At 68.5% G+C, this 24164-nt stretch carries 22 protein-coding genes and 1 riboswitch; of the genes, 8 read left to right on the plus strand and 14 right to left on the minus strand.

The annotated features are described in order from the left end of the window. Window positions 1-283: 283 nt before the first annotated feature. The 4 genes from Q9R39_RS09200 to Q9R39_RS09215 all read right to left on the minus strand — a co-directional run bounded on the left by Q9R39_RS09200 (window position 284) and on the right by Q9R39_RS09215 (window position 5893). Window positions 284-2620, minus strand: coding sequence for a S8 family serine peptidase (locus Q9R39_RS09200; RefSeq protein ID WP_311277370.1), 2337 nt, complete (start codon window positions 2618-2620; stop codon window positions 284-286). 4 nt (window positions 2621-2624) lie between these two features. After that, window positions 2625-3599 (minus strand): AAA family ATPase, encoded by a 975-nt coding sequence (locus Q9R39_RS09205; RefSeq protein ID WP_205334243.1) that lies wholly within the window; start codon window positions 3597-3599, stop codon window positions 2625-2627. Between the two features lie 207 nt (window positions 3600-3806). Beyond that, window positions 3807-4622 (minus strand): bifunctional allantoicase/(S)-ureidoglycine aminohydrolase, encoded by an 816-nt coding sequence (locus tag Q9R39_RS09210; protein ID WP_311277371.1) that lies wholly within the window; start codon window positions 4620-4622, stop codon window positions 3807-3809. Beyond that, window positions 4619-5893 (minus strand): DUF6986 family protein, encoded by a 1275-nt coding sequence (locus tag Q9R39_RS09215; RefSeq protein ID WP_311277372.1) that lies wholly within the window; start codon window positions 5891-5893, stop codon window positions 4619-4621. Before Q9R39_RS09215 ends, Q9R39_RS09210 begins: the two co-directional genes overlap by 4 nt. A 153-nt stretch (window positions 5894-6046) precedes the next feature. On the opposite strand from Q9R39_RS09215, the gene Q9R39_RS09220 reads away from it, so the two are divergent. Then, window positions 6047-6808 carry an IclR family transcriptional regulator gene (locus Q9R39_RS09220; RefSeq protein WP_058251688.1) on the plus strand — a complete coding sequence of 254 codons (762 nt, stop codon included), beginning with the start codon at window positions 6047-6049 and terminating at the stop codon, window positions 6806-6808. 11 nt (window positions 6809-6819) lie between these two features. Here the strand turns inward: Q9R39_RS09220 and Q9R39_RS09225 are convergent, their stop codons facing one another. Both Q9R39_RS09225 and Q9R39_RS09230 read right to left on the minus strand, forming a co-directional pair. Beyond that, the gene (locus tag Q9R39_RS09225) at window positions 6820-9192 is read right to left on the minus strand and encodes a protein kinase domain-containing protein (RefSeq protein ID WP_311277373.1); all 2373 of its coding nucleotides are present in this window, start codon (window positions 9190-9192) and stop codon (window positions 6820-6822) included. 126 nt (window positions 9193-9318) lie between these two features. Next, window positions 9319-11433: a protein kinase domain-containing protein gene (locus Q9R39_RS09230; RefSeq protein WP_311277374.1), complete on the minus strand. Its 2115-nt coding sequence runs from the start codon at window positions 11431-11433 to the stop codon at window positions 9319-9321. Between the two features lie 100 nt (window positions 11434-11533). Between Q9R39_RS09230 and Q9R39_RS09235 the strand changes: the two genes are divergently transcribed. Genes Q9R39_RS09235 through Q9R39_RS09250 form a run of 4 tightly spaced genes read left to right on the plus strand, consistent with a single transcriptional unit; the run spans window position 11534 to window position 13290 of the window. Next, window positions 11534-11806 carry a hypothetical protein gene (locus Q9R39_RS09235; RefSeq protein WP_058251633.1) on the plus strand — a complete coding sequence of 91 codons (273 nt, stop codon included), beginning with the start codon at window positions 11534-11536 and terminating at the stop codon, window positions 11804-11806. 5 nt (window positions 11807-11811) lie between these two features. Next, window positions 11812-12363 carry a cyclic pyranopterin monophosphate synthase MoaC gene (moaC, locus tag Q9R39_RS09240; RefSeq protein ID WP_058251632.1) on the plus strand — a complete coding sequence of 184 codons (552 nt, stop codon included), beginning with the start codon at window positions 11812-11814 and terminating at the stop codon, window positions 12361-12363. Then, entirely contained in the window at window positions 12356-12847 is a 492-nt protein-coding gene (locus Q9R39_RS09245; RefSeq protein ID WP_058251631.1) for a molybdenum cofactor biosynthesis protein B, read from the plus strand. The genes moaC and Q9R39_RS09245 overlap by 8 nt, the downstream gene beginning before the upstream one ends. Beyond that, the gene (locus Q9R39_RS09250) at window positions 12844-13290 is read left to right on the plus strand and encodes a molybdenum cofactor biosynthesis protein MoaE (protein ID WP_058251630.1); all 447 of its coding nucleotides are present in this window, start codon (window positions 12844-12846) and stop codon (window positions 13288-13290) included. The genes Q9R39_RS09245 and Q9R39_RS09250 overlap by 4 nt, the downstream gene beginning before the upstream one ends. A 169-nt stretch (window positions 13291-13459) precedes the next feature. Here Q9R39_RS09250 and Q9R39_RS09255 read toward each other — a convergent pair whose 3' ends face one another. From Q9R39_RS09255 to Q9R39_RS09275, 5 genes are all read right to left on the minus strand, one after another. Beyond that, window positions 13460-14080, minus strand: a complete 621-nt coding sequence (locus Q9R39_RS09255) for a transglycosylase family protein (protein WP_058251629.1) — start codon at window positions 14078-14080, stop codon at window positions 13460-13462. Between the two features lie 6 nt (window positions 14081-14086). Next, window positions 14087-14303: riboswitch (cyclic di-AMP (ydaO/yuaA leader) on the minus strand. A gap of 225 nt (window positions 14304-14528) precedes the next feature. Continuing rightward, window positions 14529-14777: a hypothetical protein gene (locus tag Q9R39_RS09260; protein ID WP_058251628.1), complete on the minus strand. Its 249-nt coding sequence runs from the start codon at window positions 14775-14777 to the stop codon at window positions 14529-14531. 11 nt (window positions 14778-14788) lie between these two features. Beyond that, window positions 14789-15877, minus strand: coding sequence for a GTP 3',8-cyclase MoaA (gene moaA, locus Q9R39_RS09265; protein WP_058251627.1), 1089 nt, complete (start codon window positions 15875-15877; stop codon window positions 14789-14791). Between the two features lie 13 nt (window positions 15878-15890). Continuing rightward, the gene (locus Q9R39_RS09270) at window positions 15891-16436 is read right to left on the minus strand and encodes a flavin reductase family protein (protein WP_058251687.1); all 546 of its coding nucleotides are present in this window, start codon (window positions 16434-16436) and stop codon (window positions 15891-15893) included. Between the two features lie 5 nt (window positions 16437-16441). Beyond that, window positions 16442-16651 carry a hypothetical protein gene (locus tag Q9R39_RS09275; protein WP_058251626.1) on the minus strand — a complete coding sequence of 70 codons (210 nt, stop codon included), beginning with the start codon at window positions 16649-16651 and terminating at the stop codon, window positions 16442-16444. A 230-nt stretch (window positions 16652-16881) separates the two neighbouring features. Here Q9R39_RS09275 and Q9R39_RS09280 point away from each other — a divergent pair, with 230 nt between their 5' ends. Next, window positions 16882-17295: a cold-shock protein gene (locus Q9R39_RS09280; RefSeq protein ID WP_004020198.1), complete on the plus strand. Its 414-nt coding sequence runs from the start codon at window positions 16882-16884 to the stop codon at window positions 17293-17295. 6 nt (window positions 17296-17301) lie between these two features. On the opposite strand, the gene Q9R39_RS09285 is transcribed toward Q9R39_RS09280, so the two are convergent. Both Q9R39_RS09285 and Q9R39_RS09290 read right to left on the minus strand, forming a co-directional pair. Then, entirely contained in the window at window positions 17302-17814 is a 513-nt protein-coding gene (locus tag Q9R39_RS09285; RefSeq protein ID WP_058251625.1) for a DUF2771 family protein, read from the minus strand. Beyond that, window positions 17811-19817 (minus strand): MFS transporter, encoded by a 2007-nt coding sequence (locus tag Q9R39_RS09290; protein WP_396275651.1) that lies wholly within the window; start codon window positions 19815-19817, stop codon window positions 17811-17813. Before Q9R39_RS09290 ends, Q9R39_RS09285 begins: the two co-directional genes overlap by 4 nt. A gap of 87 nt (window positions 19818-19904) precedes the next feature. Here Q9R39_RS09290 and Q9R39_RS09295 point away from each other — a divergent pair, with 87 nt between their 5' ends. Then, on the plus strand, window positions 19905-20711 hold the full coding sequence (locus Q9R39_RS09295; RefSeq protein ID WP_078113542.1) for a DUF3027 domain-containing protein: 807 nt from the start codon (window positions 19905-19907) through the stop codon (window positions 20709-20711). A gap of 17 nt (window positions 20712-20728) precedes the next feature. Next, entirely contained in the window at window positions 20729-23545 is a 2817-nt protein-coding gene (locus Q9R39_RS09300; protein ID WP_311277375.1) for a sacsin N-terminal ATP-binding-like domain-containing protein, read from the plus strand. Here Q9R39_RS09300 and Q9R39_RS09305 read toward each other — a convergent pair. Further along, window positions 23502-24098, minus strand: coding sequence for a TetR/AcrR family transcriptional regulator (locus Q9R39_RS09305; protein WP_311277376.1), 597 nt, complete (start codon window positions 24096-24098; stop codon window positions 23502-23504). The two genes, Q9R39_RS09300 and Q9R39_RS09305, sit on opposite strands and share 44 nt — an antisense overlap. Between the last annotated feature and the right edge of the window lie 66 nt (window positions 24099-24164).

Here is a 24164-nt window from a genome sequence, read left to right on the forward strand (position 1 = left end):
CAGGCTGCTCGAACTTGCGCGCTAGGTTTACGCCGCGCCTGCGGTTTGGATAGTTGACGGCCGCGATTGGTTGGTCAAAATCGCCGAAAGCGCTGTGCTGCAAGCCTCTAGAATGCGGAGGTGCGTCATCCTCTTGTGCGGGAGACGAGGAGGGCGGGCTGGCCGTCCTATGTGGTGGAGCGTCAGCGTTCTTGGACCAGGAGCGTCTCCGGTGTCGACATACGCGGCAAGTGTCGGAGATGCTTCGATCGGTAGTAAATCCGGGTTTCAAGCCGGCGCCACCTCAGGAGCGAACGCGAACTCTTGTCGGTAGTCGGAGACGCGCTTTGAGGATCTCGTGCAGGTTCGCCGTGACTAAGTCTCGATCCTCGAGCGTCACTGCCAGCGCATAATCCTGCCGCTGATACTCTGGATCTTCCCGTGCCCACGTCTGCGCTTTGTGAGTGACTGCGACATAGAAAGTGTCTGCATCGTTCGGGAACGACTGCTTGCCGACCCAGCTGCGCAGTTGAAGGGTGCTGTGAGTAAAAGTGTTTACCCCAGGTTTGAAGTTAAGTCTTCGGCGATCTGCAATGGGTTCTGATGGATCATCTGGGTCCTGACGGGTGAGAATTCTGGCTAGTTCATCGGGGTCTATGTCGCGGTAGACCTCGAACTTCATCGACCCAGCCAGGTACTCCCGGCGCTGTCGCCGGACGGGCGGGTCGAACGCGAGGGCAACCGCAATTGAGCGGTCGCGCTTGCTACCTGACCGGAACTCGTCAGGTATTGGTACAGGATGAATCTGCACCGTGTCGACCGGCAAAGATCCTTCAAACGTCATAGTGACACGGCTCGCGTCGCTTGCAGTTGCGGACGGGGTCGTTGGGCGGCCATGTCCGTAAACCCTACTGCGGCTGTGTGGTTCCGACAGAACTGCGGCGGGGCTACTGTGCGCCGAACCAGTAGCGAGTAGAGCGCGGATGAGGTTGGCTTTCGCATCTGGGTAGGCATACGCGATGTCGGCTGCCACGCGGGCAACAGCTGGCGCTGCGAAGCTTGTGCCGTTTACGGCGGCGAAGATACTTCCGGCGGGCCCTCCCGTCGAGATGCTGACAATTGAGGCTCCAGGGTCATTAAAGATCGCACCTCCGCTGTCGTTCACCACGGTGTTTCCGCCGTAGTGCGTCAAGTCCGGCTTGTTGGCGCGCTTCTTGTTCGTTCCTAGCCCAGGGCCGCTGCGACTAAACGGCGATGCTTCGTTCTCGGAGGCAGCGGCTTGCCAGCCGAAATGACTAGGGATCTCAGCGGGAGCCCCACTGAGGGCGATGCTGCCGACCGTCACGGCCAACGCGGCAGGAGCGGGCTCTGCAAGCCTGTGCTCGGGGCTAAAGAAGAATTCTGGCTTGTCATCAATGATGTGGTGCCCGCTTAAGGTGCGTGCGTTGAGATCGATTGGCGCGTTGCCACTCGGGACCACTACGACGATTCCGAGTTCTCGTACCAGGTCGTCCAGAATTTCGGTGAGTGGCCCCACATGAAGGTCGTTGAACGGTTCGTCGTATCCCACCGAAATGTTGAAAATGCGGACGTTGTAGCTTTCGTGCAGGTGGCGGATAGCTTGTTCAACAAGGATGTGCGGTGGTGCATAAGTAGCAAATCTAGGGGGATGCTGTGGGCGATCTGGGTCTGGTTCGAGGATCCGCACAGATCGGACTGTTCCAACAGCCGTGATCGGCTCAGCGTCGCGGAGTTCCTCGTGGAGTGCAGGTAGAAGCACCCGTCCGGTCACTTCGGTGCCATGGCTTCCGCGCTGCTGCCACACGTATCCGCTTGGGGCCAGAGACTCATCTGATAAGACCAGGCTGTCCAGAAGGGGGTGCGATGATTCGGGTGAGTCATCCAGGACCCCCACCACCTCGGAATCCTCAAAAGTGCGAGTCAGGTTCGTCACATTGAGTGATCGCCAGTCTCGGAAGTCCAAGAATGGCACGGGCGGTGTTCGGACTAACTCGACGACGCTCGTATTCAGAAGGTCGGAGAGTCCCGTCGCATCAACCTGGACACGGAAGTAGGTTCGTCGAGCTGACACTGTGCGAAGCAGCACGGTCCCGTTGTTGCCGTTGACGATTGACTCTAGGAGACCCGCTCGCTGCGAGGCTTCCTGATAGTTCCCGGATGCCCAGACGGACACGTCGACCACCACGACTGTGGTCGACGATGTGAGAGGATCAACCCCCGGTCCAGTCCGGTCTTCGGGTCCGTACGGCTCGATATCGTCTACCTGGTTGAAGAAGGACCGAAAGTTGCCGGTCCGGACATACCACTCAAGGGCTTCGTCGAGCGCCGCGCCCTGGTCGCCGGCGAGGACGAAGTAGGTGTAATCGACAGTCTCGCCGAGAACTTGGAGTCCGCGACCTTCAAACGAAGAGTCTTCCGGCCGTGCTTGAGCCTTGATTTTGAACACCAGGTTTGGGTCGACTCCCGCGTTCAGCTGAACCGGCCTGCGAGCCGTCGCCAACTGCTGGCGCAGGTGAGTGCCGTGGGCACCACGCTGACGCTGAGGTGTGCCGCCCCCAGCGCCGCCGGTGCGGCGTGACTGGAGTTGCCTAGGGTTTGGAAGAAGTAAATGTTCGGGCATGGTGTCACCACGGCCGTGACGTAACGCCGGTTAGCGCCCTCTTCACATCCTGCGTCTCGACTATGGGCGAGTTTCGAAGTAGTGCGTTGCGACGGGCATCGATGATGAGCTTCTCGGCTGCGGCATGGGGCAGACCTTTCAATGCGCTCGCGTGCAAATCGATTTCGATGTTTCTGTGCGGTACGCCCTTGAGGCGAAGTCGCAAGACCTGACGCAACTGGTGGACTGTGGGCAAACCGAACGTGAGTACCTCGTCGAAGCGTCTCCATAAAGCCTCGTCGAGTAGGGAAGGGTGATTAGTGGCTGCGAGAAGCAGACTAGGTCCGCGATAGCGGTCGGTCATTTGGAGGAATGCAGTCACTACGCGCTTCATCTCGCCGTGCTCGGATCCGTCGTCGCGCGACCGGCCCAACGCGTCGAACTCGTCGAACAGAACGACAAACGGCGCCTGATCGGCGTACTCGAGTATCCGCCGAAGATTGCTCGCTGTCTCTCCCAGGTAGGAAGACACGACCGCGTCGAGTCGAACGACCAATAGCGGGCGACCCAGCTCGGCTGCCAAGGCCTCGGCAGCAGTCGTCTTCCCGCATCCCGGTGGCCCCTGAAGCAGAAGCCGTTGACGCCGCGGCAAGCCTGCGGCATCCAACACGGGCCACTTCCGAACCTCCTCGACGATGCTCTCCAAGTTCGAGAGCACCAATTTGTGGAGGATCAGATCCTCTAAGAGACGCTGAGGCTCGCGAACCTCGCCGAGGTCCCACTCGCCCTCGCGATCTTTGGGCGGGGCCGGCACAACAATTGAGGACCCACCGTCGACCTGACCGCCGCCAGCAGCGAGGAGCTTCTGCAGGTCCCGCGCGAGGGCGTTGTGGTGCTTGGCTTGCTCTTCCTCGATGATCTCCATCGCTGCTCGCCGAAACGCCAGCTCATCCCGAGTGCGGAACGCGCGGAAGATCTCTTTCAACTGTCGTCCGGCCATAGCGCACATACTAAGTCCGGGCTACGTCAGGTTGTGGCGCGACCCGTAGGGATCACTAGAACCGGCCCGGATGCGGTCACGAGACGAGGTTGAGGTGGGAGTCACCGCAGCAGGACGAGTTGTCTCGGGCCCGCCAGTCAAGCGGTTGTGACCAGGTGGACGAGCGGCGTGGCAGTTTGCGGCCCATTCCGTCCCTGCTCGTTCAGTTCAGAGCACGATCTGCCGATTCACGTCCTTGTAGAGGAGGTAGCGGAAGTTCGACGGTCCGCCGGCGTAGCAGGCTTGCGGGCAGAAGGCGCGCAGGGACATGTAGTCGCCCTCCTGGACCTCCACCCAGTCCTCGTTGAGGCGGTAGACGGCCTTGCCCTCCAGGACGTACAGACCGTGCTCCATCACGTGGGTCTCGGCGAAGGGGATCGATGCGCCGGGCTCGAAGGTCACGATGTTGACGTGCATGTCGTAGGCGAGGTCCTGGGGGTCGAGCATTCTCGTTGTGCGCCAGGCGCCGTCGGTGTCGGGCATCGGGGTGGGCTCGATGTCGCGCTCGTTGCCGAACTTCGGGGCCGGTTCGTGACCCGCGATGGGCTCGTAACGCTTGCGAATCCAGTGGAAGGATGCGGGGACGTCGCCGCGGTTGTGCGCCGACCACGGTGTGCCCGCGGGCAGGTAACCGAAGCCGCCGTCGGTCAGCGTGTGCTCCACGCCCTCGACGGTCACGGTCAGCGCACCGGCGGTGACGAAGACGAAACCCTCGACCTCCGACTGTGGTTCGGGCGCAGCCGATCCGCCGCCCGGGGCGACCTCGACGATGGTCTGGGCGAAGGTCTGCGCGCCGCCGGGCACCGGACGGTTGAGCACCCACGCGCGGGTGTCGGTCCACTCGGGGAACACCGAGGTGACGATGTCGCGCAGCACGCCACGAGGGATCACCGTGTATGCCTCGGTGACGACCGCGCGGTCGCTGAGGAGATCGGTCTGCGGCGGGAGTCCGCCGGCGGGGGTGTAGTACGGCGTCGCGGTCATCGGGTTGTCCTCTGTGAGTGGGGGAGTGCGAAGTCGCGCACCTTCTCGATGGGCAGACCGGTCGCGGTCTCGACCTCGTCGACGGTCAGCGCGCCGCACACCTCGCCGCGTCGGATGAAGCCGGCGAGTGCGCGGGCCGTCGCCGGTTCGTCGAGCACCGACGACTCGAGCTTGTGCGCGTAGTTGCGCAGACGCACTGCGGCGGAATCGAATCCGTCGCGATAGAAGGCGTATGTGGCCAGGAAGCGGGTGACGAGCTGCGCGGGGTGGAGGTCCCACCCCTGATAGAAGCCGCGTTCGAGGTGGCGCCGGACCAGTCGCGCGTGCAACGCCCAGCCGGCTTCGACGGCCTCGGCGTCTCCGACGGGGAGAATGTTCGTCGACCCGTCCGACAACCGCACACCGGTGCCGGCCGCGGCGAGTTGCATCACGGCCTTCGCGTGGTCGGCGACGGGATGTTCCATCGACTGATACGCCGCGGCGATGCCGAGGGACGCCGAATAGTCGTAGGTTCCGTAGTGCAGTGCGGTCACCCGGCCCTCGCCGGCCTGGATCATCGCCGCCACGGCCGCGGTGCCGTCGGCACCCATCACCGACTGCGGCGTCTCCACCTGGATCTCGAAACCGATACGGCCGTCGGCGAATCCGTGGACCCGCTCGAGTTCCCGGGCGACCGTGACCATCGCGAGCACCTGATCGGTCGAGGTGACCTTGGGCAGGGTGAGGGTCAACCCCGCCGGGAGTTCGCCGGTGTCCGCGAGACCGGCGACGAAAAGGTCTAGGGTGCGCAGGCCGCGGGCGCGCACGTCGGTCTCGAAACACTTGAAGCGGATGCCGAGGAACGGCGGTGAGGCGTCGCCGGCCGCCCGGATCGCGGCGACGGCGGCGCTGACGTGCGCGTCCTCCTCGTCATCGGCGCGGACACCGTAACCGTCCTCGAAGTCGATGCGCAGATCCTCGATGGGCTCGGTGCGTAGCTTGTTCTCGACGAGATCTGCGAGGGCGGTGGCCGCCGAGTCGGTCCGGGCGACGGTCGAGCGGGCGATCGCGGCGAGACCGCCGTGGTCGGCAGCCGCCTCGAGAGCCGCTCGTCCCCACGCCTGGGGGAGATCCGCGGAGTACCGGTCGGCGGGGACATAGACCGTGTGGACCGGCTGCCGGCTCCCGTCGTCACCCGGATACCGATCGGACAGGACCGCGTCCGACGTTGCGAGGGCGGCCTCGATCTCGGCGAGGAAGGCCGCGCCGAGGCGACCGGGTTGCACGCTCACGGGCGCCCCTTCATGTCGAATCAATGGAAATCAAATTCCGCAGAGCGGAGTTTACTCCAGAACTGCCGGATGCGGCCACCCATGTGAGCTGACGGACCGGATTGTGGTTTCACATCATGGAACGTAGCGTGATGTCGGACTGTGGAGGTGGTGATGGCGGGGAACTCCGGCGGTGTGCAATCCGTCGAGCGCGCATTCGAACTGCTCGAGCTCATCGGCCGCGCCGGCGGCGAGTGCTCACTGAGCCATCTGTCGGCGGAGTCCCCGCTGCCGCCCCCGACCATCCACCGGCTGCTGCGGACACTCGTGGGAATCGGCTATGTCCGGCAGCTCCCGAACCGGTCGTACGCCCTGGGGCCCCGGCTCATCCGACTCGGCGAGGTGGCCAACCGGCAGCTCGGCGCGGTCGCCGCACCCGTCCTCGCCTCCCTGGTCGGCGAACTCAGCGAGACCGCCAGTCTCGCCGTCCTCGACGGCGACATGGTCATCTACGTGGCCCAGGTTCCGTCCCCGCACAGCATGCGCACCAACAACGAGGTCGGCCGTCGGGTCACGATGCACAACACCGCGGTCGGCAAGGCCGTGCTCGCCGAACTCGACGATGCACGCATCCTCAAACACGTCACGCAGGCCGGGCTCACCCCCGCCACCCAGTGGAGCGTCACGTCGCTGTCGGGTGTGTTCGCGGCCGTCGAGCAGGTACGGGCGAGCGGGGTCGCCACCGACGAACAGGAACACGAGGTCGGCGTCTGCGGGATGGCGGTCGCCGTCCCCGGTGCGCCCACGCCCATGGCGGTCGGGATCTCCGGGCCGGTCGCCCGATTCGACGACGGGCTCCGGGCCCGCGCGGTCGGGGCGCTCCGCACGGCCGCGGAGACCGTGTCCGAGGCGCTGATCGGATCGCGCGAGTCCTAGGGGCGAGGCGGCTAGATGGTCAGTTTCGTGGGCGTCGTGCGGTTGGCGCCGTCGCCGCTGGAACCATCGCCGACCTGACCGTCGTTGTTGAATCCCCAGCAGTACACCGACGCGGCCGCCATCGCGCACGACGTCCCGTTGCCGGTCGAGATCGAGGTGACGTCGGTCAGCGTCGAGACCTCGCGGGGGATCTTCACCGACCCGCCGGACGAGCCGAGCTGGCTGCGGTCGTCGTCTCCCCAGCAGAAGGCCCGGTCGTCGGAGACCGCGCAGGTGGTGCCCCAGTCGGTGGAGATGGCGGAGACGCCGCTCAGATTGCCGACCTGAACGGGGGCCTGGCGGGTCTCGGTGGTGCCGTCGCCGATCTGGCCGTAGGCGTTCGAACCCCAGCACCACGCGTCGCCACCGGCGACCGCACAGGTCGTCTGGAAGTACGTGCTGGTGTTCGTGTTCGGATCGTCGTCGTCGGATGCCTCGTGATAGCCGCCGACGGTGATGTCGGTGACATCGGTCAGCGAGCCGACCTTCACCGGTGCCGAGCGCGCCGTCGTGCTGCCGTCGCCGATCTGCCCGTTGTCATTGGCGCCCCAGCAGAACGCCGAGCCGTCCGACACCGCGCAGGTGGTGCCGTAGGCGGTGGTGATGTCGGTGACCACGCCGAGCCCGGGGATCTTCGTCGGTGCCGAGACCGGGTCGGTGCCACCGCCGGTGCCGAGCTGGCCGTATTCGTTGTTGCCCCAGCAGTAGGCGTCGGTGCCGGCGACCGCGCAGGTGGTGCCCCAGCCGGTGGAGATCGCCTTGACGTCGGAGATGGCGCCGACCTTGGTCGCGGAGTCCACCGTCGAACCGCTGGAACCGTTGCCGACTTCGCCGTAATGGTTGTTGCCCCAACAGAATGCGTCGCCGGCGGCGATGGCGCAGGCCGTCGAGACGTAGGCGTTCTCGCCGGTGAGGTAGCCGCCGGTGGTGACCGCGGTCGCGTTGGCGACCCCGGTCACCGCCACCGGTCGGGTGTGCGGCGTCGTGGAACCGTCGCCGAGCTGACCGGAGTCGTTGTCGCCCCAGCAGTGCACGCTGCCGTTGACCACGGCGCAGCTGCTGCCGAAGTTCGTGCTCACCACCGGTTGCGCGACGGTCGCCTTCTCCGGGTCGGCGACGGTACTGCCCAGGACAGCGAGTCCCACGACGGCGGCGACCACCAGCAGCAACACGGCGCCGAGGACGCCGGCGACGATGAGGCCGGTCCGCTTCTTCTTTTTCGGCGGGACCGGCGGCATACCCGGGTAGCCGACCTGGGGATGCCCGGGCTGCGCGTGCGGGCCCGAGAGGTGAGGGGCCGAGGAGTACATCGGCTGGGGCCCCGACGGCTTGTTCATCAGCGGCTGCGGGCCCGACGGTCCGGTCATCGTCGGCTGCGGCGGCGGGGTGTATTGGCCATGGGGTGGGCCGAACTGCTGCTGGGGTGCCGAGGGGTGACCCGTGGACGGGCCGCCGGTGCCACCGCCGACGAGGGTGGGCGGCGGAACCGAACCCGCGATCATCGTGTTGCCCTGTGCAGCAGGGGATTCGAGCGCCGACTTCAAGGCGGCTGCGAAACTGCGGCAGTCGGGGTAGCGGGATGCGGGATTCTTCGACAGGGCGCGCTGGAACACCGGGTCGAGGTGCGCGAGGTCGCCGCGCAGCTGGCCGATGTGGGGAACCGGGCGCTGGATGTGGCCCAGCATCACCGACGGTTCGGACTGTCCGACGAAGGGCGGCTGCCCCGCGAGCATCGCGTAGGCCGTGCAGGCCAGCGAGTACTGGTCCGACCGGGCCGTGGCGTCGGCGCCCTCGAGTGTCTCCGGGGCCGAGAAGGCGACCGTCCCGATGAACGAATGGGTGCCGGTCAGATTGGCCGAGCCGGCGAGCTTGGCGATGCCGAAGTCGAGCACGAGGGCGCGTTCGACGGCGTTCGTCGCCGGATCGCGCGTGACCAGGATGTTGGCGGGCTTGATGTCCCGGTGCACCACGTGGTGGCGGTGCGCGTAGTCGAGGGCGTCGGCCACCTGTCCGACGACCGTCGACACCTCCGCCGGCGTCAGACGTTCTTCGGTGAGGTCCTTGCCCTCGACGTAACTCATCGAGAACCAGGGCGAACCGTCTTCGATGCCGTACTGGTGGATGGTGATGATGCTGCGATGGTCGAGCTTCGCGGTGGTGCGGGCCTCGTTGGTGAAGCGCTGGTTGAACCCGGGCTGGGCACTGACCGCCGTGGAGATGACCTTCAGGGCCTCCCGCCGCTCGAGTTGCAGGTTCTCGACGAGGTACACCTCGCCCATACCGCCCGCGCCGAGCTGGGAGACCACGCGATAACCGGCGATGTGGGTGCCGGGACTCAACGGCACGGCGTCACCTCTTTCTGGCTTGGCGGGAGAGCGGCTGCCAAATGGCTGCTCTCGCAGACGTATGCAGGGACGATACCGAACCGGGAAAGGTCCGGGGCACCCTTCAACCGGATGACGGAGCCGACGCTAGAACGTGACCTGAGTGGGGGTCAGACGGTCGTCGGTGCCCCCGACGCCGAGCTGTCCGGTGGCGTTGAAACCCCAGCACCACAGGTATGACGACGCGAGCGCGCACGTGGTCCGTTCGCCGGTGGACACCGCGCCGACATCGGACAATCCGTTCACCCGGGTGGGTGCCGGCCGGTCGGTCAGGGTGCCGTCGCCGACCGAGCCCCAGGCATTGGCGCCCCAGCAGTACGCGATCCCGGCCGCGAGTGCGCAGGTGGTGTTCGACGTGCCGGTGCTGATGGCCTCGACTCCGTCCAGGCCGGACACCGGCGTCGCCGTGCGTCGGCCGTAGGTGGTGCCGTCGCCGAGTTGGCCGAACGCGTTGTCGCCCCAGCAATATGCACTCGCCCCGGCGATCGCGCAGGCGGTCGCGGCGCCCGCGGAGACCGACGTCGCGCCGTCCAGGTCGGCGACCCGGGTCGGGCGGGCCCGGTTGGTGGTCGTGCCGTCGCCGACCTGTCCGTTGTCGTTGAGGCCCCAGCAGTAGGCGTCGCCGGCTGCGACGGCACACGTGAAGTTCACACCGACGCTGATGGCGGTCACGTCGTCGAGCCCGGCGACCCGGACCGGCCGGTACTGATTCGCGGTCGAACCGTCACCGAGCTGGTCGAAGTCGTTGGTGCCCCAGCAGTACGCCGAGCCCGCCGAGATCGCGCACGTGGCCCAGTTGGCGGTCGAGACGGCGGTGACATCGGCGAGACCGGCGACCCGGGTCGGCGTCAGCCGCGCGTCGGTCGTGCCGTCGCCGATCTGCCCGTAGTCGTTGTTTCCCCAGCAGTACGCGAGTCGCTCGGCGATCGCACAGCTGTTGGGTCCGCCGGTGCTGATCGCGGTGACGCCGCTGAGATCGGCGACCGGCGTGGGCGTCTGGCGGGTGTCGGTCGTGCCGTCGCCGAGTTGGCCGGCCGCGTTGTCGCCCCAGCAATAGGCGGTTCCGTGCCGGATCGAACACGTGGCCCCGAGTCCGGCGCTGAGCTGGGCGCCGGCATCGGCCGCCGCGATCGGCGACGACGGGGCGTCGGACGCGTCCCCGCCATCGCCGCCGCCGAGGGTGAGGACCCCGATCGCGACGACGACGGCCAGCACCGCGACCACGGCGACCGCGGCGAGGGCGAGCGGCCACCGTCGCCGGTGGGAGGGCGTCGGGGGCGCGGGGGATGGGGCGACCCACGGTGGGGTCGGTTTCGCCGGTGGAGGCGGGGTGATGACCTGGGTCGTAGCCACGGGCGCGGGTGGCCGGTTGTCGGAGTGGGTTCGCCCCAGCGCCGCGCGCAGATCCGCGGCGAACGCACCGCAGGTGGGGTAGCGGTCGAGGGGGCCGCGCGCGAGCGCACGGTCGAAGACGGGATCGAGGGCGGCGAGCTCGGGGCGGTAGGTGCTGATCGGCGCCGGGCGTGTCGTGAGCTTGGCGACGATGTGACGGGTCTGCGTGTCGGCATCGAACGGGGTTGCGCCGGAGAGCAATTCGTAGGCGGTACAGGCCAGCGCGTACTGATCCGATGCGGGGCCCGCGGGTTTGCCGTCGAGGATCTCCGGCGCGGCGTAGACGAGGGTGCCCACGTACGACGACGGCGCCGTCAGGGTGCTCGCGGTGGTGAGCTTCGCGATCCCGAAGTCGAGCACGACGACGCGGTCGAGGGCGTCGTTAATCGCGCGGCGAGTGACCATGATGTTGCCCGGTTTGATGTCGCGGTGGATCACGCCGTGCTCGTGTGCGTAGTCGAGGGCGTCGGCGACCCGGGAGGCGACGGCCACCACCTCGTCCGGGCGGAGCGAGGCGCGTCGGAGGTCACGGCCGTCGAGGTAGGCCATCGTGAACCAGGGGTCGCCGTCGGCGACGCCGTAGTGGTAGATCGTGACGATCGACGGATGGTCGAGGGCGGCCGCGGTCTGTGCCTCGCGACTGAACCGGCGCGCGAACTCCTCGTCGACGGTCTCGGCGATCGAGATCACCTTGAGGGCCTCGCGCCGACGAAGTTGCGGATTCTCGACCAGGTAGACGGTGCCCATTCCGCCGCTCCCCAGCCGCGTGATCACCCGGTAGCCGGCGACCTGGACCGGTTGGGCGACCATGGGCGCCTCCTGGGGCGTGACCTGTGTTGCGACGACCATAGCCCCGGCACGGGACTTCCGCCCCGGACACGGGTCTTGTTCATTCGAACGGCATGGCACAATGCACGACGTGGCAAACAAATCTGGCGCTGAAACACCCTCCTCCGGCGAAGCGGGGGCCGGCACCGGCAAGGTCGTCGAATCTGCCAAGGGCAAGAAGCACTACGTCGACAACGGCTGGCCGCAGGACGAGAACGGCGATGCCGCCGAGCACGCGGTCTCCGAACTCGCGACCCACATCTCGGGTGCGTTGTCGCCGTTCGGCGACACCGAGTTCCCGCTTCCGGTCGACGACCTGCCGTTCGTGCAGTCGAAGACCATCGTCAACCGCTGACGTCGATGCCGCCCACCGGGACTGACGAAGGTGGGTCGGACGCCCGGGACACCGGGCCGGCCGGCGGCTCCCGGTTGAGTCATCTGGACGAGTCCGGAACGGCCCGCATGGTCGACGTCGGCGCCAAGCCGACGACGAAGCGTCGCGCCGTCGCCGCCGGCACGTTCCACACCACCGCCGAGGTGATCGGTCTCCTCAGCGAGTCGCGGCTGCCCAAAGGAGATGTGCTGGCCACGGCGCGCATCGCCGGGATCATGGCGGCCAAACGCACCGACGAGCTGATCCCGCTGTGCCATCAGCTGGCGTTGTCGTCGGTGGAGGTCGACTTCGCGATCGGCGCCGACACGATCGAGGTCACCGCGACCGTGGCGACCTCCGGCCAGACGGGTGTGGAGATGGAGGCGTTGACAGCGGTCGCAGTCGCCGGGCTGACACTCCACGACATGGTCAAGGCCGTCGACCGACGGGCGCAGATGGACGGCATCCGCCTGCTCGCCAAGACCGGCGGCAAATCCGGCGACTGGTACCGCGAACCGTCTGACCCGGCTCATGACTGACCAGAGAACTCCTCGCGTGGCGCGCGTCGTCGTCGCGTCGAACCGCGCCAGCAGCGGTGTCTACGAAGACCGGTCCGGACCGATCATCGAGGCCTGGCTGGTCGAGCAGGGCTTCACCGTCGACGAGTGCGACGTCGTCGCCGACGGCCCGCCGGTCGGCGAGGCCCTCCGCGCCGCGATCTACGCCGAGGTCGACCTCGTCATCACCACGGGCGGAACGGGTTTGACGCCCACGGACCGGACTCCGGAGCAGACCCGCCCGCTCCTCGACGTCGAGATCCCGGGTCTGGCCGACGCCATCCGGTCGGCCGGGCTGCCGACGGTGCCCACCGCGGTCCTCTCACGCGGACTCGCCGGAATCGCCGGGACGACCCTCGTCGTGAACCTGCCCGGTTCGACCGGCGGGGTCCGCGACGGGCTCGGCGTCCTCGCCGGCGTCGTCCACCACGCGCTCGATCAGATCCGCGGAGGCGACCACCGATGACCCGAGAGGCCGGCTCGCACGTGGTGCACACCGCGGTCGTCGACGAGCCGATCACGCTGGCCGACCACGAGGCGATGGTCATCGACGCCGCCGAAGGTAAAGCCGGTGCGGTGGTCGGGTTCGTGGGCGCGGTCCGCGACCACGACGGCGGCCGCACCGTGACCGCGCTGCATTACTCGGGGCATCCCACGGCGACGAAGGTCCTGGCCGAGGTCGTCGCGGAGGTCTCCGCGGTCCACGGGGTGCGCGCGGTCGCGGTGTCCCACCGGGTCGGCGACCTCGTCATCGGCGACATCGCGTTCGTGGTCGCGGTGGCGGCCGACCATCGTCGGGCGGCGTTCGAGACCTGCTCGCGCCTCGTCGACGAGGTCAAGGCCCGCCTGCCAGTCTGGAAACACCAGTTCTTCGACGACGGCACCGACGAATGGGTCAACTCGGCCTGACCCCGCCCCCCGCTGGTTGAGCTGACCCCCGCTGGTTGAGCTGACCCCCCGCTGGTTGAGCTGACCCCCGCTGGTTGAGCTTGTCGAAACCAATGGAAAAGGGCCCCGCACGGATGGTCCATCGTGCGGGGCCCTTCGTCTGGGTCCCAGATCAGGCGTCGAGCGGCGATCAGGGGTTGGGCAGCAGGTGCTTGTTGTCGTTGAACAGCTTGATCTGGTCCTGGTTCAGCGTGACGCCGCTGTCCTTGGCCGCCTGCCAGAGGTTCTTGATCTCGGGGCTGACGCCGGCCTCGGTGAGGGCGTCGGTGACCTGGTTGGCGACGTCCTCGGTGGTCTTCGCCAGGTCGACGCTGCCGTTGCCGCCGGGGAGCACCGGGGCGATCTCACGCGGGGTGTCGGTCGGCGCGCTGCGCGGGGTCGAGCCCGACAGGCCGGTGCCACAGGTGGGCCAGGCACCCTTGCCCTGCGAACCGAGCACACGCTCGGCGACGACGATCTGCTCCTCGCGCGAGGCCTGATCGGCGGTTGGGGCGAACTCGCCGCCGCCGTGGCCGGTCCAGGTGCTCGGGGAGAACTGCAGGCCGCCGTGGTAGCCGTTGCCGGTCGCGATGGCCCAGTTGCCACCGGATTCGCACTGCGCGACCTGGTTCCACTCGGCGTCGGTGGCCGCATTGGCGGTACCGGTGCCCAGGAGGGCTGCTCCGCCGCCGAGGACCGCGCCGGTGAGGGCGACCTTGGTGATGGTCTTGGCGGCCGTGCTGGTCGTCTGCTTGCGATGACGTCCGGACATGTCTGTGTTTCCTCTCTCCACGCGCCTACGAAGTCAGCTGTCGGGTTCGAGCGAGAGGTGCTCGGTCCCGGGTCGTCGTGGTGGTCGCCGCGACTTCCGGGACTTAACCCCGAGGACACCTGGTGTGGTGCCCGGTCTCAGGGGATGAGGTTGGGTCCCCCGTCCTCGTTCCTAGATTGCTTGTCGTTCCCACCGGCGGAACGAGGCTCGGCGCGGCCGGTGGGACGTTATGTCTTGGTTGCTGTGTCGTGACCTCCGAGGAGGACGCTTCGAACAGTACGTCGTTCGTTGGACTGAATCACCTGCTTGGACGCAAGCGATTTTCGGCCCGGATCCGGGTCTTCCGACCCACTTCGGCCGTCATCCCAGTTCAACGGGTTAGTGGCCGTCCCGTGCCCATCCTGTTACCGCACCGTGATGTGACTAAGGTCACAGGCCGGGTGTGGCGTCAGCCACCGGCAAACGGGGGGAGGACGTCGAGTGTCGTGCACGTGCCGAGCGCACGCGTCCGATCGGAGAACGCGATCTCGTCGCGCAGATACGAGCAGCGTTCGAGAACCGTGGCGAGGGAGGGGTTTCCGGCGGCGAGGATGCCCTCGAGGGCGCCGAGCGGGGTCGACGGGTCGACGTCGATCACCTTCTCCTCGGCACCGGCCGCGGCGCGCGCGGCCGCGAAGAAACGAACTGTGAGCTGCATCGGACGCGAGCCTAGCCGCCGATCGCCGACATCGGCCGATCCGGTTGGGTGAAGCCCGCCGCGTTCACTTCGTGGCCCGCCGCTTTCGCCCACATGTTCGCGCGCCACAGGCGCGCGAGGGCGGCGTCGATCTCGTCGTCGGGGAGGGTGCGCAACGCGTGCCGCACGTCGGTTTCCGACGTCGCGAACAGGCAGTTGCGCAGTGATCCGTCCGCGGTGAGCCGGGTGCGGTCGCAGTCCCCGCAGAACGGCCGGGTGACCGACGCGATCACCCCGACGCGTGCCGGGCCGTGCGCGCCGCGGTGGCCGTCGACGAGCCACGTGGCGGCGGGCGCGCTCCCACGTGGCGCAGGGTCGGGCAGCAGGGTGAACCGCTTCCGCAGGGTCGCGAGGATCTCCTGTGCGGTCACCATCTGTGCTCGCTGCCACGCATGGTCGGCGTCGAGTGGCATCTGTTCGATGATGCGCAGCTCGTAACCGTGCTCGAGACAGTAGGCGAGCAGGTCGGGGACTCCGGGCAGGTCGCTGCGGTCGGGTACCACGGCGTTGACCTTGACCGGGTCGAGCCCGGCGCGGCGGGCCGCCGCCAGGCCGTCGAGCACATCGGACAGACGGTCCCGGCGCGTGATCTCGGCGAAGCGGGCCGGGTCGATGGTGTCCAGCGAGATGTTGATACGGCCGAGGCCGGCGTCGACCAGACCGCCGACCCGCCGGGTCAGTCCGAGTCCGTTCGTCGTCATCGCGATCTCGGGCGACTGCGGGAGGCCCGCGACGGCGGCGATGACGTCCTCGAGGTCGCGGCGCAGCAGTGGTTCGCCGCCGGTGAATCGGATGCGCTCGATTCCCAGGTGGCGCACTGCGACGGTGAGCACCCGGATCAGTTCGTCGGTGGACAGCACCTGGTCGGTGGGCATCCAGTCGAGACCCTCGGCCGGCATGCAGTACGAGCACCGCAGATTGCAGCGGTCGGTGACCGAGACCCGGAGATCCTTCGCGACCCGACCGAAGGTGTCGAGCAACGGCCCGTCGGTGGGCGCGTCGGAGGTCGCTGCTTCCCGCGGGGAGCGGGGCAGCGGCAGTCCGAGGCCGACCGTGCTCATGGTGCTGGGCGACTCACTTCCGGGTCGGGTCCGTGCGCGCCTCCAGGGCGCGGAAGGTGCTGGCGTGGAAGACCAGGGGCTCGATGTCGGGATCGGCGCGCAAGGTCTCGATCTCCAGCAACACGACGGTGTGGTCGCCGGCCTGGATCTCGTTGTGGATCGTGCACGACAGGTGGGCGGCCGCGTCGGGCACGAAGACCGCCCCGCGATCGGTGCTCAGCGGCGTGATGCCGTCGAACCGGTGCTCCGACGACCCGGCGAGCTGCTTGCAGAGTTCGATCTGGTCGCCGGCGAACACGCTGACCCCGATGGCCGGTGCGGTACGGATCCGCGGCCAGGTCGTCGAGGTGTTCTGGACGCAGACCGAGACGAGCGGCGGGTCGAGCGACACGGTGGTGAACGAGCTCGCGGCCATTCCGATCAGCGTGGTCGAATCCCCGTCACGCTGTTCGCAACACACCGCCACGACGCCCGACGGGAAACAGCTGTACGCGTCACGCAGCGCCCGCCCGTCGGAGACGGGGGAGAGATCGGGGGTGGTGTCGATGGTTGTGGTCACGGTCCTCACCTGGCTCGGCGTCCGGCACGGAGTGCGTACACCAGGCCCAGGACGAAGCCCAGCGGTGCGCACATGGTCAGCAGATAGACGGCGGTCGGCGCGGTGTCGCCGCCGGTCACCAACGGTGTCAGGAACAACGCCACGATTGCCAGAATTCCGATCATGAACACGACCCCGGCAGCCTGCAGCAACCGCGGGGAGGATGTCTTCTGCATACCCGCCACGGTAGTGCAACGCGCGCCGGTGCGACGCCGCGCGATCCGTGCCCGCCGGGTAATGGTGTGACCGCGCGGTGGGGCGTTGGCTAGGATGGTCCGAAGCAGGCGCCTTGCATCCGTCTGGGCTCGCACGGTCTTCCGCCGTCCGGGCCGCGAGATGGGTGACGGCGTCTTTTGTCGTGACGGGTCGTTTTTCGACAGATCTAGAACAGATGAGGGTGAGCACAGTGCCGACCGGCAAGGTGAAGTGGTACGACGCGGACAAGGGCTTCGGCTTCCTCTCCCAGGAGAGCGGTGAGGACGTCTACGTCCGTTCGGCAGCGTTGCCCGACGGAGTCGAGGCGCTCAAGCCGGGCCAGCGCGTCGAGTTCGGCATGGCCGCCGGTCGTCGCGGCCCGCAGGCGTTGAGCGTGAAGGTGCTCGAACCGGCACCCAGCGTCTCCAAGAACGTGCGCGAAGCCGCCCGCAAGGACGTGAAGCGGCACACCCCCGACGAACTGCACGGGATGGTCGCCGACCTCATCACCCTGCTCGAGGGCAAGGTCCAGCCGGACCTGCGCAAGGGGCGTTACCCCGACCGTAAGACCGCACAGCGGATCTCCGAAGTCGTGCGTGCCGTCGCGCGGGAGCTCGACTCCTAGGACCGACTACGCGGCGGGCGCGGTCTGAACCGCGAGCTCGCCGCGCGGCAGGACGTCGTCGGCGGGGGTTAGCCGCGCCGACGCCGAGATCACGGTGAACCCGACCAGCACCCGGTCCGGTTCCGACCGGAGCGTCAGGGTGAAGGTGTCGTCCGCACCCTGCTGCTGCTCGTCCTCGACGATCCCGCGCGGAGTCCGATAGACCGCCGCGAGGTTCCACGGACCCTGCGCGATCTCGCTCGAGACCGTCAGCATGATCGTCGAACCCACCGGCACCGGCACCGTCGCGGTCTCGTTCGGCGCGGTGATCTCGGGATCGCACGCGGTCAGCATCAAATCGCACCACCAGCGCGGGTCCACGGTGTGCAATTCGTCGCCGACCGCGACGTGCAGGTAGGGCTGATCGTCGTGCGCCGCGTTGCGGGTCAGCAGGAACACCGACGTCCCCACCACCGCGACGAACAGCACGACGACGATCGCGATGATCGACAGAGCCTTCTTCTCACCACTGCTGATCACTGACGACGTTGTCCTGTCTGGTTGGGCGGCGGGTGATCGCCGGGGCTGTACGGGCGCTCACCCCGGGTCTCGAACGGGGCGGTCGACGGGGTCCGGGTGGGCATGCGGGCGGTCGAGGGCCGCGCGGCGTGCGGTCGGGTGTCGGCGTCCGCCGGACCGGTCCGGGTGGCCGATCGGGCTTCTGCCGCGCGGAAGGCGACGGTGGGCGCGGCGTGGTCGGGGCGTCGACCGCCCAGACCGGGGACCAGTGACTTGCCGCGGGTGGTCATCACCGTCTGCAGCAGCCCGAGGCCGAGCAGTACCGAGACGACCGTGAACCCGATCCACAGGGTCGGCGGCAGCAGCACCCCGAGCGAGGCGCCGAAGACCCACGACAGCTGCAGCACCGTCTCCGACCGGCCGAACGCCGAGGCGCGGGACTCGTCGGGCAGGTCGTCCTGGATGGACGAGTCGAGGCATACCTTCCCGATCGCGCTGGTGCCGGAGGCGACCAGGGCTGCCACGGCAGCCGCGGCGATGTTGCCGAAGATGGCGGCCAGGACCGCGACGACGAAGCAGGCGGCGGTCGCGCCGACGACGATGTCCGGCGGGTTCTTCAGCTCGAGGCGGGTGCCGACGCCGTTGCCGATCATGTTGCCGACGCCGGCGGCGGCGCCGACCGCGCCGAGGAGAAGCAGCTGGGTCCAGTCCGAGGCGTCGCCCTGCTGGGCCTTGGCGTAGAACGCCACGAACAGCGTCAGGAAGCCGGTCAGGATGCGGATCGTGCCGTTGCCCCACAACCCGGCGACGACCTTGCGTCCGAGTGGCTGGCGCATCTTCGCCGCGAGCATCTTCGCGCCGTCGCGAGCGCTCGTCGGCTGCTCGGAGTCGCCGGGAGCCGACCGCGCGGGCTCGCCGTGGTACGTGAGGGTCGTCGGGATCTCGCCCTCGGTGGACTCGACCCACGCCGGGATGCGCATGCACAGATAGGCGCCCGCGGCCGCGACGACGGCCAGCCACACCATGGCACCCGGCAGATGCAGCGGGAGCAGCTGGCCGAGGAGGAACTCGATGGCCGCGGCGACCGCGCCGCCCACGACCGTGCCCCCGATGAGGCCGAAAGTGGTCAGCCGTGAATTGACCCGGGGAAGGTCGATGGTCGGCGGCACCACACGCGGCGTGACGGCCGACTTGAGGACGCCGAACGATTTGGACAGCACCAGCAGACCGAGGGCACACGGATAGAGCACCCATGGGTCGTATTCGAGCTGCTGGGTGATGTCGTTCCACTGGACGTTGGCCATGATGAGCAGGGCCAGGACGACGCGCAGGCCGAAGGTCGTGGCCATGGCGATGCGGCGGCCGCGCTGCAGTCGGTCGAGGAGCGGGCCGATGAGCGGAGCGATCAGGGCGAACGGCGCGATTGTCAGTGCCAGGTACAAGGCCACATTGGTCTTCGACTCACCGGTCGCGGCGGCGAAGAACAGCGTGTTCGCCAGCGCGACGGCCATCGCGGCGTCGGCGGCGAAGTTGGCGATCACCGGCAGCGTCAGCGCGGTCAGGCCCGACTGGTCGGCGCCGTCGGCGGTGGCCGCCCGGTGGATCTTGCCGATCCCCCTGCCGGTCAGCTCGCGACTCCGCATCGCCGCGACCCGCATCACCGTCAGCTTCTTGGGTGTACGGCTTCCACCGTTCTGGGGCCCGTGGTCGGTCGGCATCGCCCGGGTCGCCTCGTCGGCCGGCGGACGGGCGCGGTCGTCGAGCGGCGGGAGATGCGGGTTGTGGGTCGGCGGGGGGAGGTAGGCGTTGCGGCCGGGACCCGGCCCGGACGGCGGCTCTCCCCATCCCGGCGCCGGTCGCCGGGTCCGCATCTGCCGCGTCTCGTCGGCCGGATAGTTCGTCGAACCGGGGTGCTGCGCGGCGCGTCGTGCACGACCGGCGGGTGGCGGTTGCCGAGGGTGCTGGTCGGCGGGACCCCTGGGGGCCCCGCGCCCCTCGTCGTGTCGGGAACTCCGTGGGATCACGCAGACGATTGTTCCTCATCTCCGGCTGTGGTCGCTTGAAGCGGGTCGGTTGTGTGGCACACGTCGGCGGTATTGCACACTGGAGCGGTGACTCAGGTTGGTGACGGCGAACGGCACGGTGAGACCGAACGGCTGCTGGCAGCCGTCGACATCGCGCGTTCCGCGCTGCTCGATGAAGGTCAGCGGCCCGGAGCGCACCGGCGCAGTGTCGCCGAGGGCGACTGGGCCGCCGCTCACTACTTCGATGCCGAGCTCACGGGCTACCGGGGGTGGCAGTGGTGCGTCGTGCTGGCGGGTTCCCCGGGCAGCGACGAGATCACGCTCAGCGAGGTCGTGCTGCTTCCCGGTGACGGCTCGCTGCTCGCGCCGCCGTGGGTGCCGTGGTCGGAGCGGGTCGCGTCGGGCGATCTCGCACCGGGCGATCTGCTCGCCGCCGAACCCGACGACCCGCGTCTCGTGCCGAACCAGATCGACACCGGCGACGAGTTCCGATTCGAGTCCGAGTCCGTGGAACCCGACGACATCGGTCAGGTCGCGGGCGAGCTGGGGCTCGGCCGCAAGAGACTCCTGAGCCCGGAGGGACGCGCCGAGGCTGCGCAGCGCTGGTACGACGGCGACTTCGGTCCCGGCTCGGAGATGGCGCAGGCCGCGCCGTACTCGTGCTGTACCTGTGGTTTCTACGTCCCGCTCGCGGGTGCGCTGCGCGCCGGCTTCGGCGCCTGCACCAACGAACTGGCGGCCGACGGGCGCGTGGTGTCGGCCGAATATGGATGCGGTGCGCACTCGGACGTGCAGGGCCCCAAGGGGAACGGATCGCCCGCGTACGACGCCTACGACGACGGCGCGATCGAGGTCGTCGAGATCTCCCGGGACGCGGAACCGGCCCGGACCTGATCCGGCGCGAACCGACCGTGACCGACGATCCGTTCGGCACCGCGACATTGCGGTCGTCGACCCTGGATGCGTGGGCGGCGTCGCCGACCCGGTTGGCCGAGGACGCGGCCGCCGAAGCGGATCTGGTGACCGTCGGCTACCGGGATCGACTGCTGACCGAACTGGCCGCGAACGCCGCCGACGCGGCCGCGGCGGCCGGTGTCGCGGGGCGGCTGGCGGTCTGGGTGGACGGCACCGAGTTGCATGTCGCCAACACCGGCGCCCCGCTGACCGATGCGGGGGTGCGTTCACTCGCCGCGTTGCGGGTGTCGGCGAAGACCGCGGACGACTCGGGCGCCCGGCAGATCGGGCGGTTCGGGGTCGGCTTCACCGCCACCGCGACGGTCGCCGATCGCATCGAGATCCGTTCGCGCAGTGGGTCGGTGGTCTTCGACCGGGCGGACTCGATGGACGCCGCGCGAGCTGCCGGGATCTCCGTCGACGGGCCCGCGGACGTGCCGGTGTTGCGGCTGGTGTGGCCGACGGATCAGACGCCGACCGATGGCTTCGACACCGAGGTGGTCCTGCACCTCCGCGAGGAACCCGGCCCGCTCCTCGACGCCATGCTCGGCCAGGCACCGGATCTGGTCGTCGAACTGACTGCGCTGCAACGGATCAGCGTCGGTGATGTCGAGGTGTCGGCCGAACGGTCGGCGGGGCCGGACGTCGACGACGATGCCGCGCGCTCGGTCGTGACGACGGTGTCCGTCGTCGGTGCGCCGGACGCGATCGGCCTGCCGTCGACGCGCCGGTGGCTCGAGGTCGCCCGGGGCGGCACCCGCTGGCTCGTCGACGCCGACGGTGAGCCCGCGGCGGCCGGCGAGGTCCTGCGCGCCCCCACGCCCACCGACATCGAACTCAGCCTGCCGTGCCGGTGCATCACCGACCTGGCACTCACGCCAGATCGACGGCACCTCCATCCACGTGCCGAGATCGGCGACGCAGCAGCGGGTTACGTCGATCTCGTCCGGCTCGTCGAACCGGTGCGCAGGGTCGAACTGGTACCCGAACTGCATCTCGCGCGTAATCCCGACGACGCGCGCCTGATCGAGGCGGTCCGTCGCGAACTGCGGGATGTCGCGTGGCTTCCGGCGGCGGCCGGTGCCGACCTGGTGCCACCGCGCGGGGTGATCCTTGTGGGTCTGACCGATCGGCTCGCGGAGATCCTCGGCGACCTGTTCGGTGACCTGATCCACCCGGATCTGTCGCTGACACAACATCTCCCGACGCTGGGCCGGCTGGGTGTGTCGGAGCTCGGGCTCGCGGAGCTCGCCGAACGTCTCGTCGGCGTCGAACGTGAACCGTCGTGGTGGCACGACCTGTACGCCGCCCTTGCGCCCCTGGTGTCGACCGGCCGCGAGGTGGAAGAACTCGGCGCCCTGCCGATCCCGAGATCGGACGGACGGATGGCGATCGGGGTGCGTGGACTCTTTGTCAGTGACCGGATCTCGACCCCCATGCGGTGGATCCCCACCGTGCATCCCGAGGCGCGCCACGAACTGCTGACCCGACTCGGCGTCGCGGATCTGACGGTCGCGCAGGCAGTCTCGGACCCGGCGTTGCGCAGCCTCGTCGAAGATGTCGACTTCGATGCAGCCGGCCCCGACGATGACCGGCTCGCCGTCGAGGTGTGTGCGGTGTTGCGAGCCGATCCGGAAGCACCGGTTCCCTCGTGGCTCTCGGCGCTCGCCCTCCCCGACGCCGACGGCGAGTTGCGGCCGGCCGACGAACTCCTGCTGCCGGGCAGCCCGCTGCTCGAGGTCTTGGTCGACGATCACCCGTTCGGTGTGGTCGACGCCGAGGTGGTCGCCGAGTGCGGAGTCGAGGAACTGCGGCGGATCGGCGTCGGCTGGGGTTTCGTGACCGTCGACGACGACCTGCCCGTCGCGCCCGAGCATGACCTGCCCGACGAGGAGGACTGGTGGGCCACCCTCCCGGACGCGCCCGAGAAGCTCAGTGCAGTACGGGATCTCGACTTGATCGAGGACCGGCGCTGGCCGGAGGCGTTGACCATGATGGCCACCGACGAACGGGTCCGGCCGCTGCTCGCCGACCGGACGGGTTACACCGCGTGGTGGTTACGACGCCATGCGGAGATCGACGGTCTGCTGCTGGGGGAGTACCGGTCGCCGTCGGATGAGGTTCTCGAGAACATCATCGATCCCCTCGACCACCCGTATGCCGACGAGCTCGCCGGCACCCTCGCCCGGCTGGAACCCGACTCCGCCGACGACGCGACGCTGCTGCTGGCCCGGCTGGGCGATCGGGAGCGTGTGATCAGTGCGGGCGCAACGGTGTCCGTGCATGCCGCCGTCGTCGCGGCGTGCCGGAGCGGCATCGTCGATGCGCACGACGTCGAGGTGCCCGAGCGGGTGCGCACCCTCGCCGGCACAACCGCCGACCGCGCGGTGCTCGTCGACCGGCCGTGGTTCCTGCAGACGCTGGCCGACGACGAGGCGGTACTCGCCGGACCCACCGTGGTCTCGGCCGACGCCGACCTGCTGGGCACGCTGCTCGACCTGCCGCTCGCGAGCGAGGAGTATTCGGCGACGGTGTCCGCGCCGGGGGAGGCAGTCGGCTGGGCGCACCCCGCGGTGGTGCGCTTCGGGGCGTCGCGGGGGATCGAGATCCCGCACGGCGATGTCCGGCTACACGACGAACTGTGGATCGCGTTGCGCAGCAACGACGGCGGAGACGGCCCCGATGTCGCACGGGAAGTGCGGGTCGAATGGTGGGTCGACGACGCGGGTGTCACCCACCTCGAGCGTCCGGGCCGGCGTCGATCCCCGCGGTGAGGATCGACGCGAGCTGGCGGTAGGCGGCCGCGTCGTCGAGTCCGGTCGCGGCCCACACCTCGCGACGCTGGATCCGGGTCATCATGGATGAGGCGAGGTCGGCGGCGAACGCGGCGTCGACGTTGCGGAACTCGCCGGCCGACACCCCGTCGGCGATGAGCGCCTGGACCCGGGACGATGCCGCCGCGGTGTTGCGCTCGTACAGTGCGCGTGCCGGTTCGAACGCGTCGAGATCGCGCATGAACGCCTCCGAGGCCGGTGCGAGTGCCTCACCCACCGCCACCAGGTAGACGATGACCCGTTCGCGCGGACTCGACGACGCCGCGACCCGTGACTCGACCTGTTCGGTCGCGCTGCAGAAGAAATGCGTCACGGTGGCGGTGACCAGTTGTTCCTTGCTGGCGGCGAGGGTGTACAGCGTCGACTTCGAGCAACGGAGTTCGGCCGCGATGGAACCGATCGACAGGTGCGCGAACCCCTCGCGCAGGATCAGCTCGAGAAGGGCGTCGAACAGCGCGGCCCGTCGGCGGGTGGCGAAACCCTGGGTGGCCATGCGTGCTCCCTTCCGCTGTACGAACGCTGCCCGAAATAGTACTGTGCAGAAGACCTGAGTACTAGT

The sequence above is a fragment of the Gordonia sp. AC31 genome, assembly GCF_031844505.1.
Classification (GTDB): domain Bacteria; phylum Actinomycetota; class Actinomycetes; order Mycobacteriales; family Mycobacteriaceae; genus Gordonia; species Gordonia hongkongensis.

What these genes read in the sequence shown, in the direction of transcription:
- Q9R39_RS09200 (WP_311277370.1), bottom strand. Translation starts at nt 2,620, where the DNA reads ATGCCCGAACATTTACTTCTTCCAAACCCTAGGCAACTCCAGTCACGC.
- Q9R39_RS09205 (WP_205334243.1), bottom strand. Translation starts at nt 3,599, where the DNA reads ATGGCCGGACGACAGTTGAAAGAGATCTTCCGCGCGTTCCGCACTCGG.
- Q9R39_RS09210 (WP_311277371.1), bottom strand. Translation starts at nt 4,622, where the DNA reads ATGACCGCGACGCCGTACTACACCCCCGCCGGCGGACTCCCGCCGCAG.
- Q9R39_RS09220 (WP_058251688.1), top strand. Translation starts at nt 6,047, where the DNA reads ATGGCGGGGAACTCCGGCGGTGTGCAATCCGTCGAGCGCGCATTCGAA.
- Q9R39_RS09230 (WP_311277374.1), bottom strand. Translation starts at nt 11,433, where the DNA reads ATGGTCGCCCAACCGGTCCAGGTCGCCGGCTACCGGGTGATCACGCGG.
- Q9R39_RS09235 (WP_058251633.1), top strand. Translation starts at nt 11,534, where the DNA reads ATGCACGACGTGGCAAACAAATCTGGCGCTGAAACACCCTCCTCCGGC.
- moaC (WP_058251632.1), top strand. Translation starts at nt 11,812, where the DNA reads ATGCCGCCCACCGGGACTGACGAAGGTGGGTCGGACGCCCGGGACACC.
- Q9R39_RS09245 (WP_058251631.1), top strand. Translation starts at nt 12,356, where the DNA reads ATGACTGACCAGAGAACTCCTCGCGTGGCGCGCGTCGTCGTCGCGTCG.
- Q9R39_RS09250 (WP_058251630.1), top strand. Translation starts at nt 12,844, where the DNA reads ATGACCCGAGAGGCCGGCTCGCACGTGGTGCACACCGCGGTCGTCGAC.
- Q9R39_RS09255 (WP_058251629.1), bottom strand. Translation starts at nt 14,080, where the DNA reads ATGTCCGGACGTCATCGCAAGCAGACGACCAGCACGGCCGCCAAGACC.
- Q9R39_RS09260 (WP_058251628.1), bottom strand. Translation starts at nt 14,777, where the DNA reads ATGCAGCTCACAGTTCGTTTCTTCGCGGCCGCGCGCGCCGCGGCCGGT.
- moaA (WP_058251627.1), bottom strand. Translation starts at nt 15,877, where the DNA reads ATGAGCACGGTCGGCCTCGGACTGCCGCTGCCCCGCTCCCCGCGGGAA.
- Q9R39_RS09275 (WP_058251626.1), bottom strand. Translation starts at nt 16,651, where the DNA reads ATGCAGAAGACATCCTCCCCGCGGTTGCTGCAGGCTGCCGGGGTCGTG.
- Q9R39_RS09305 (WP_311277376.1), bottom strand. Translation starts at nt 24,098, where the DNA reads ATGGCCACCCAGGGTTTCGCCACCCGCCGACGGGCCGCGCTGTTCGAC.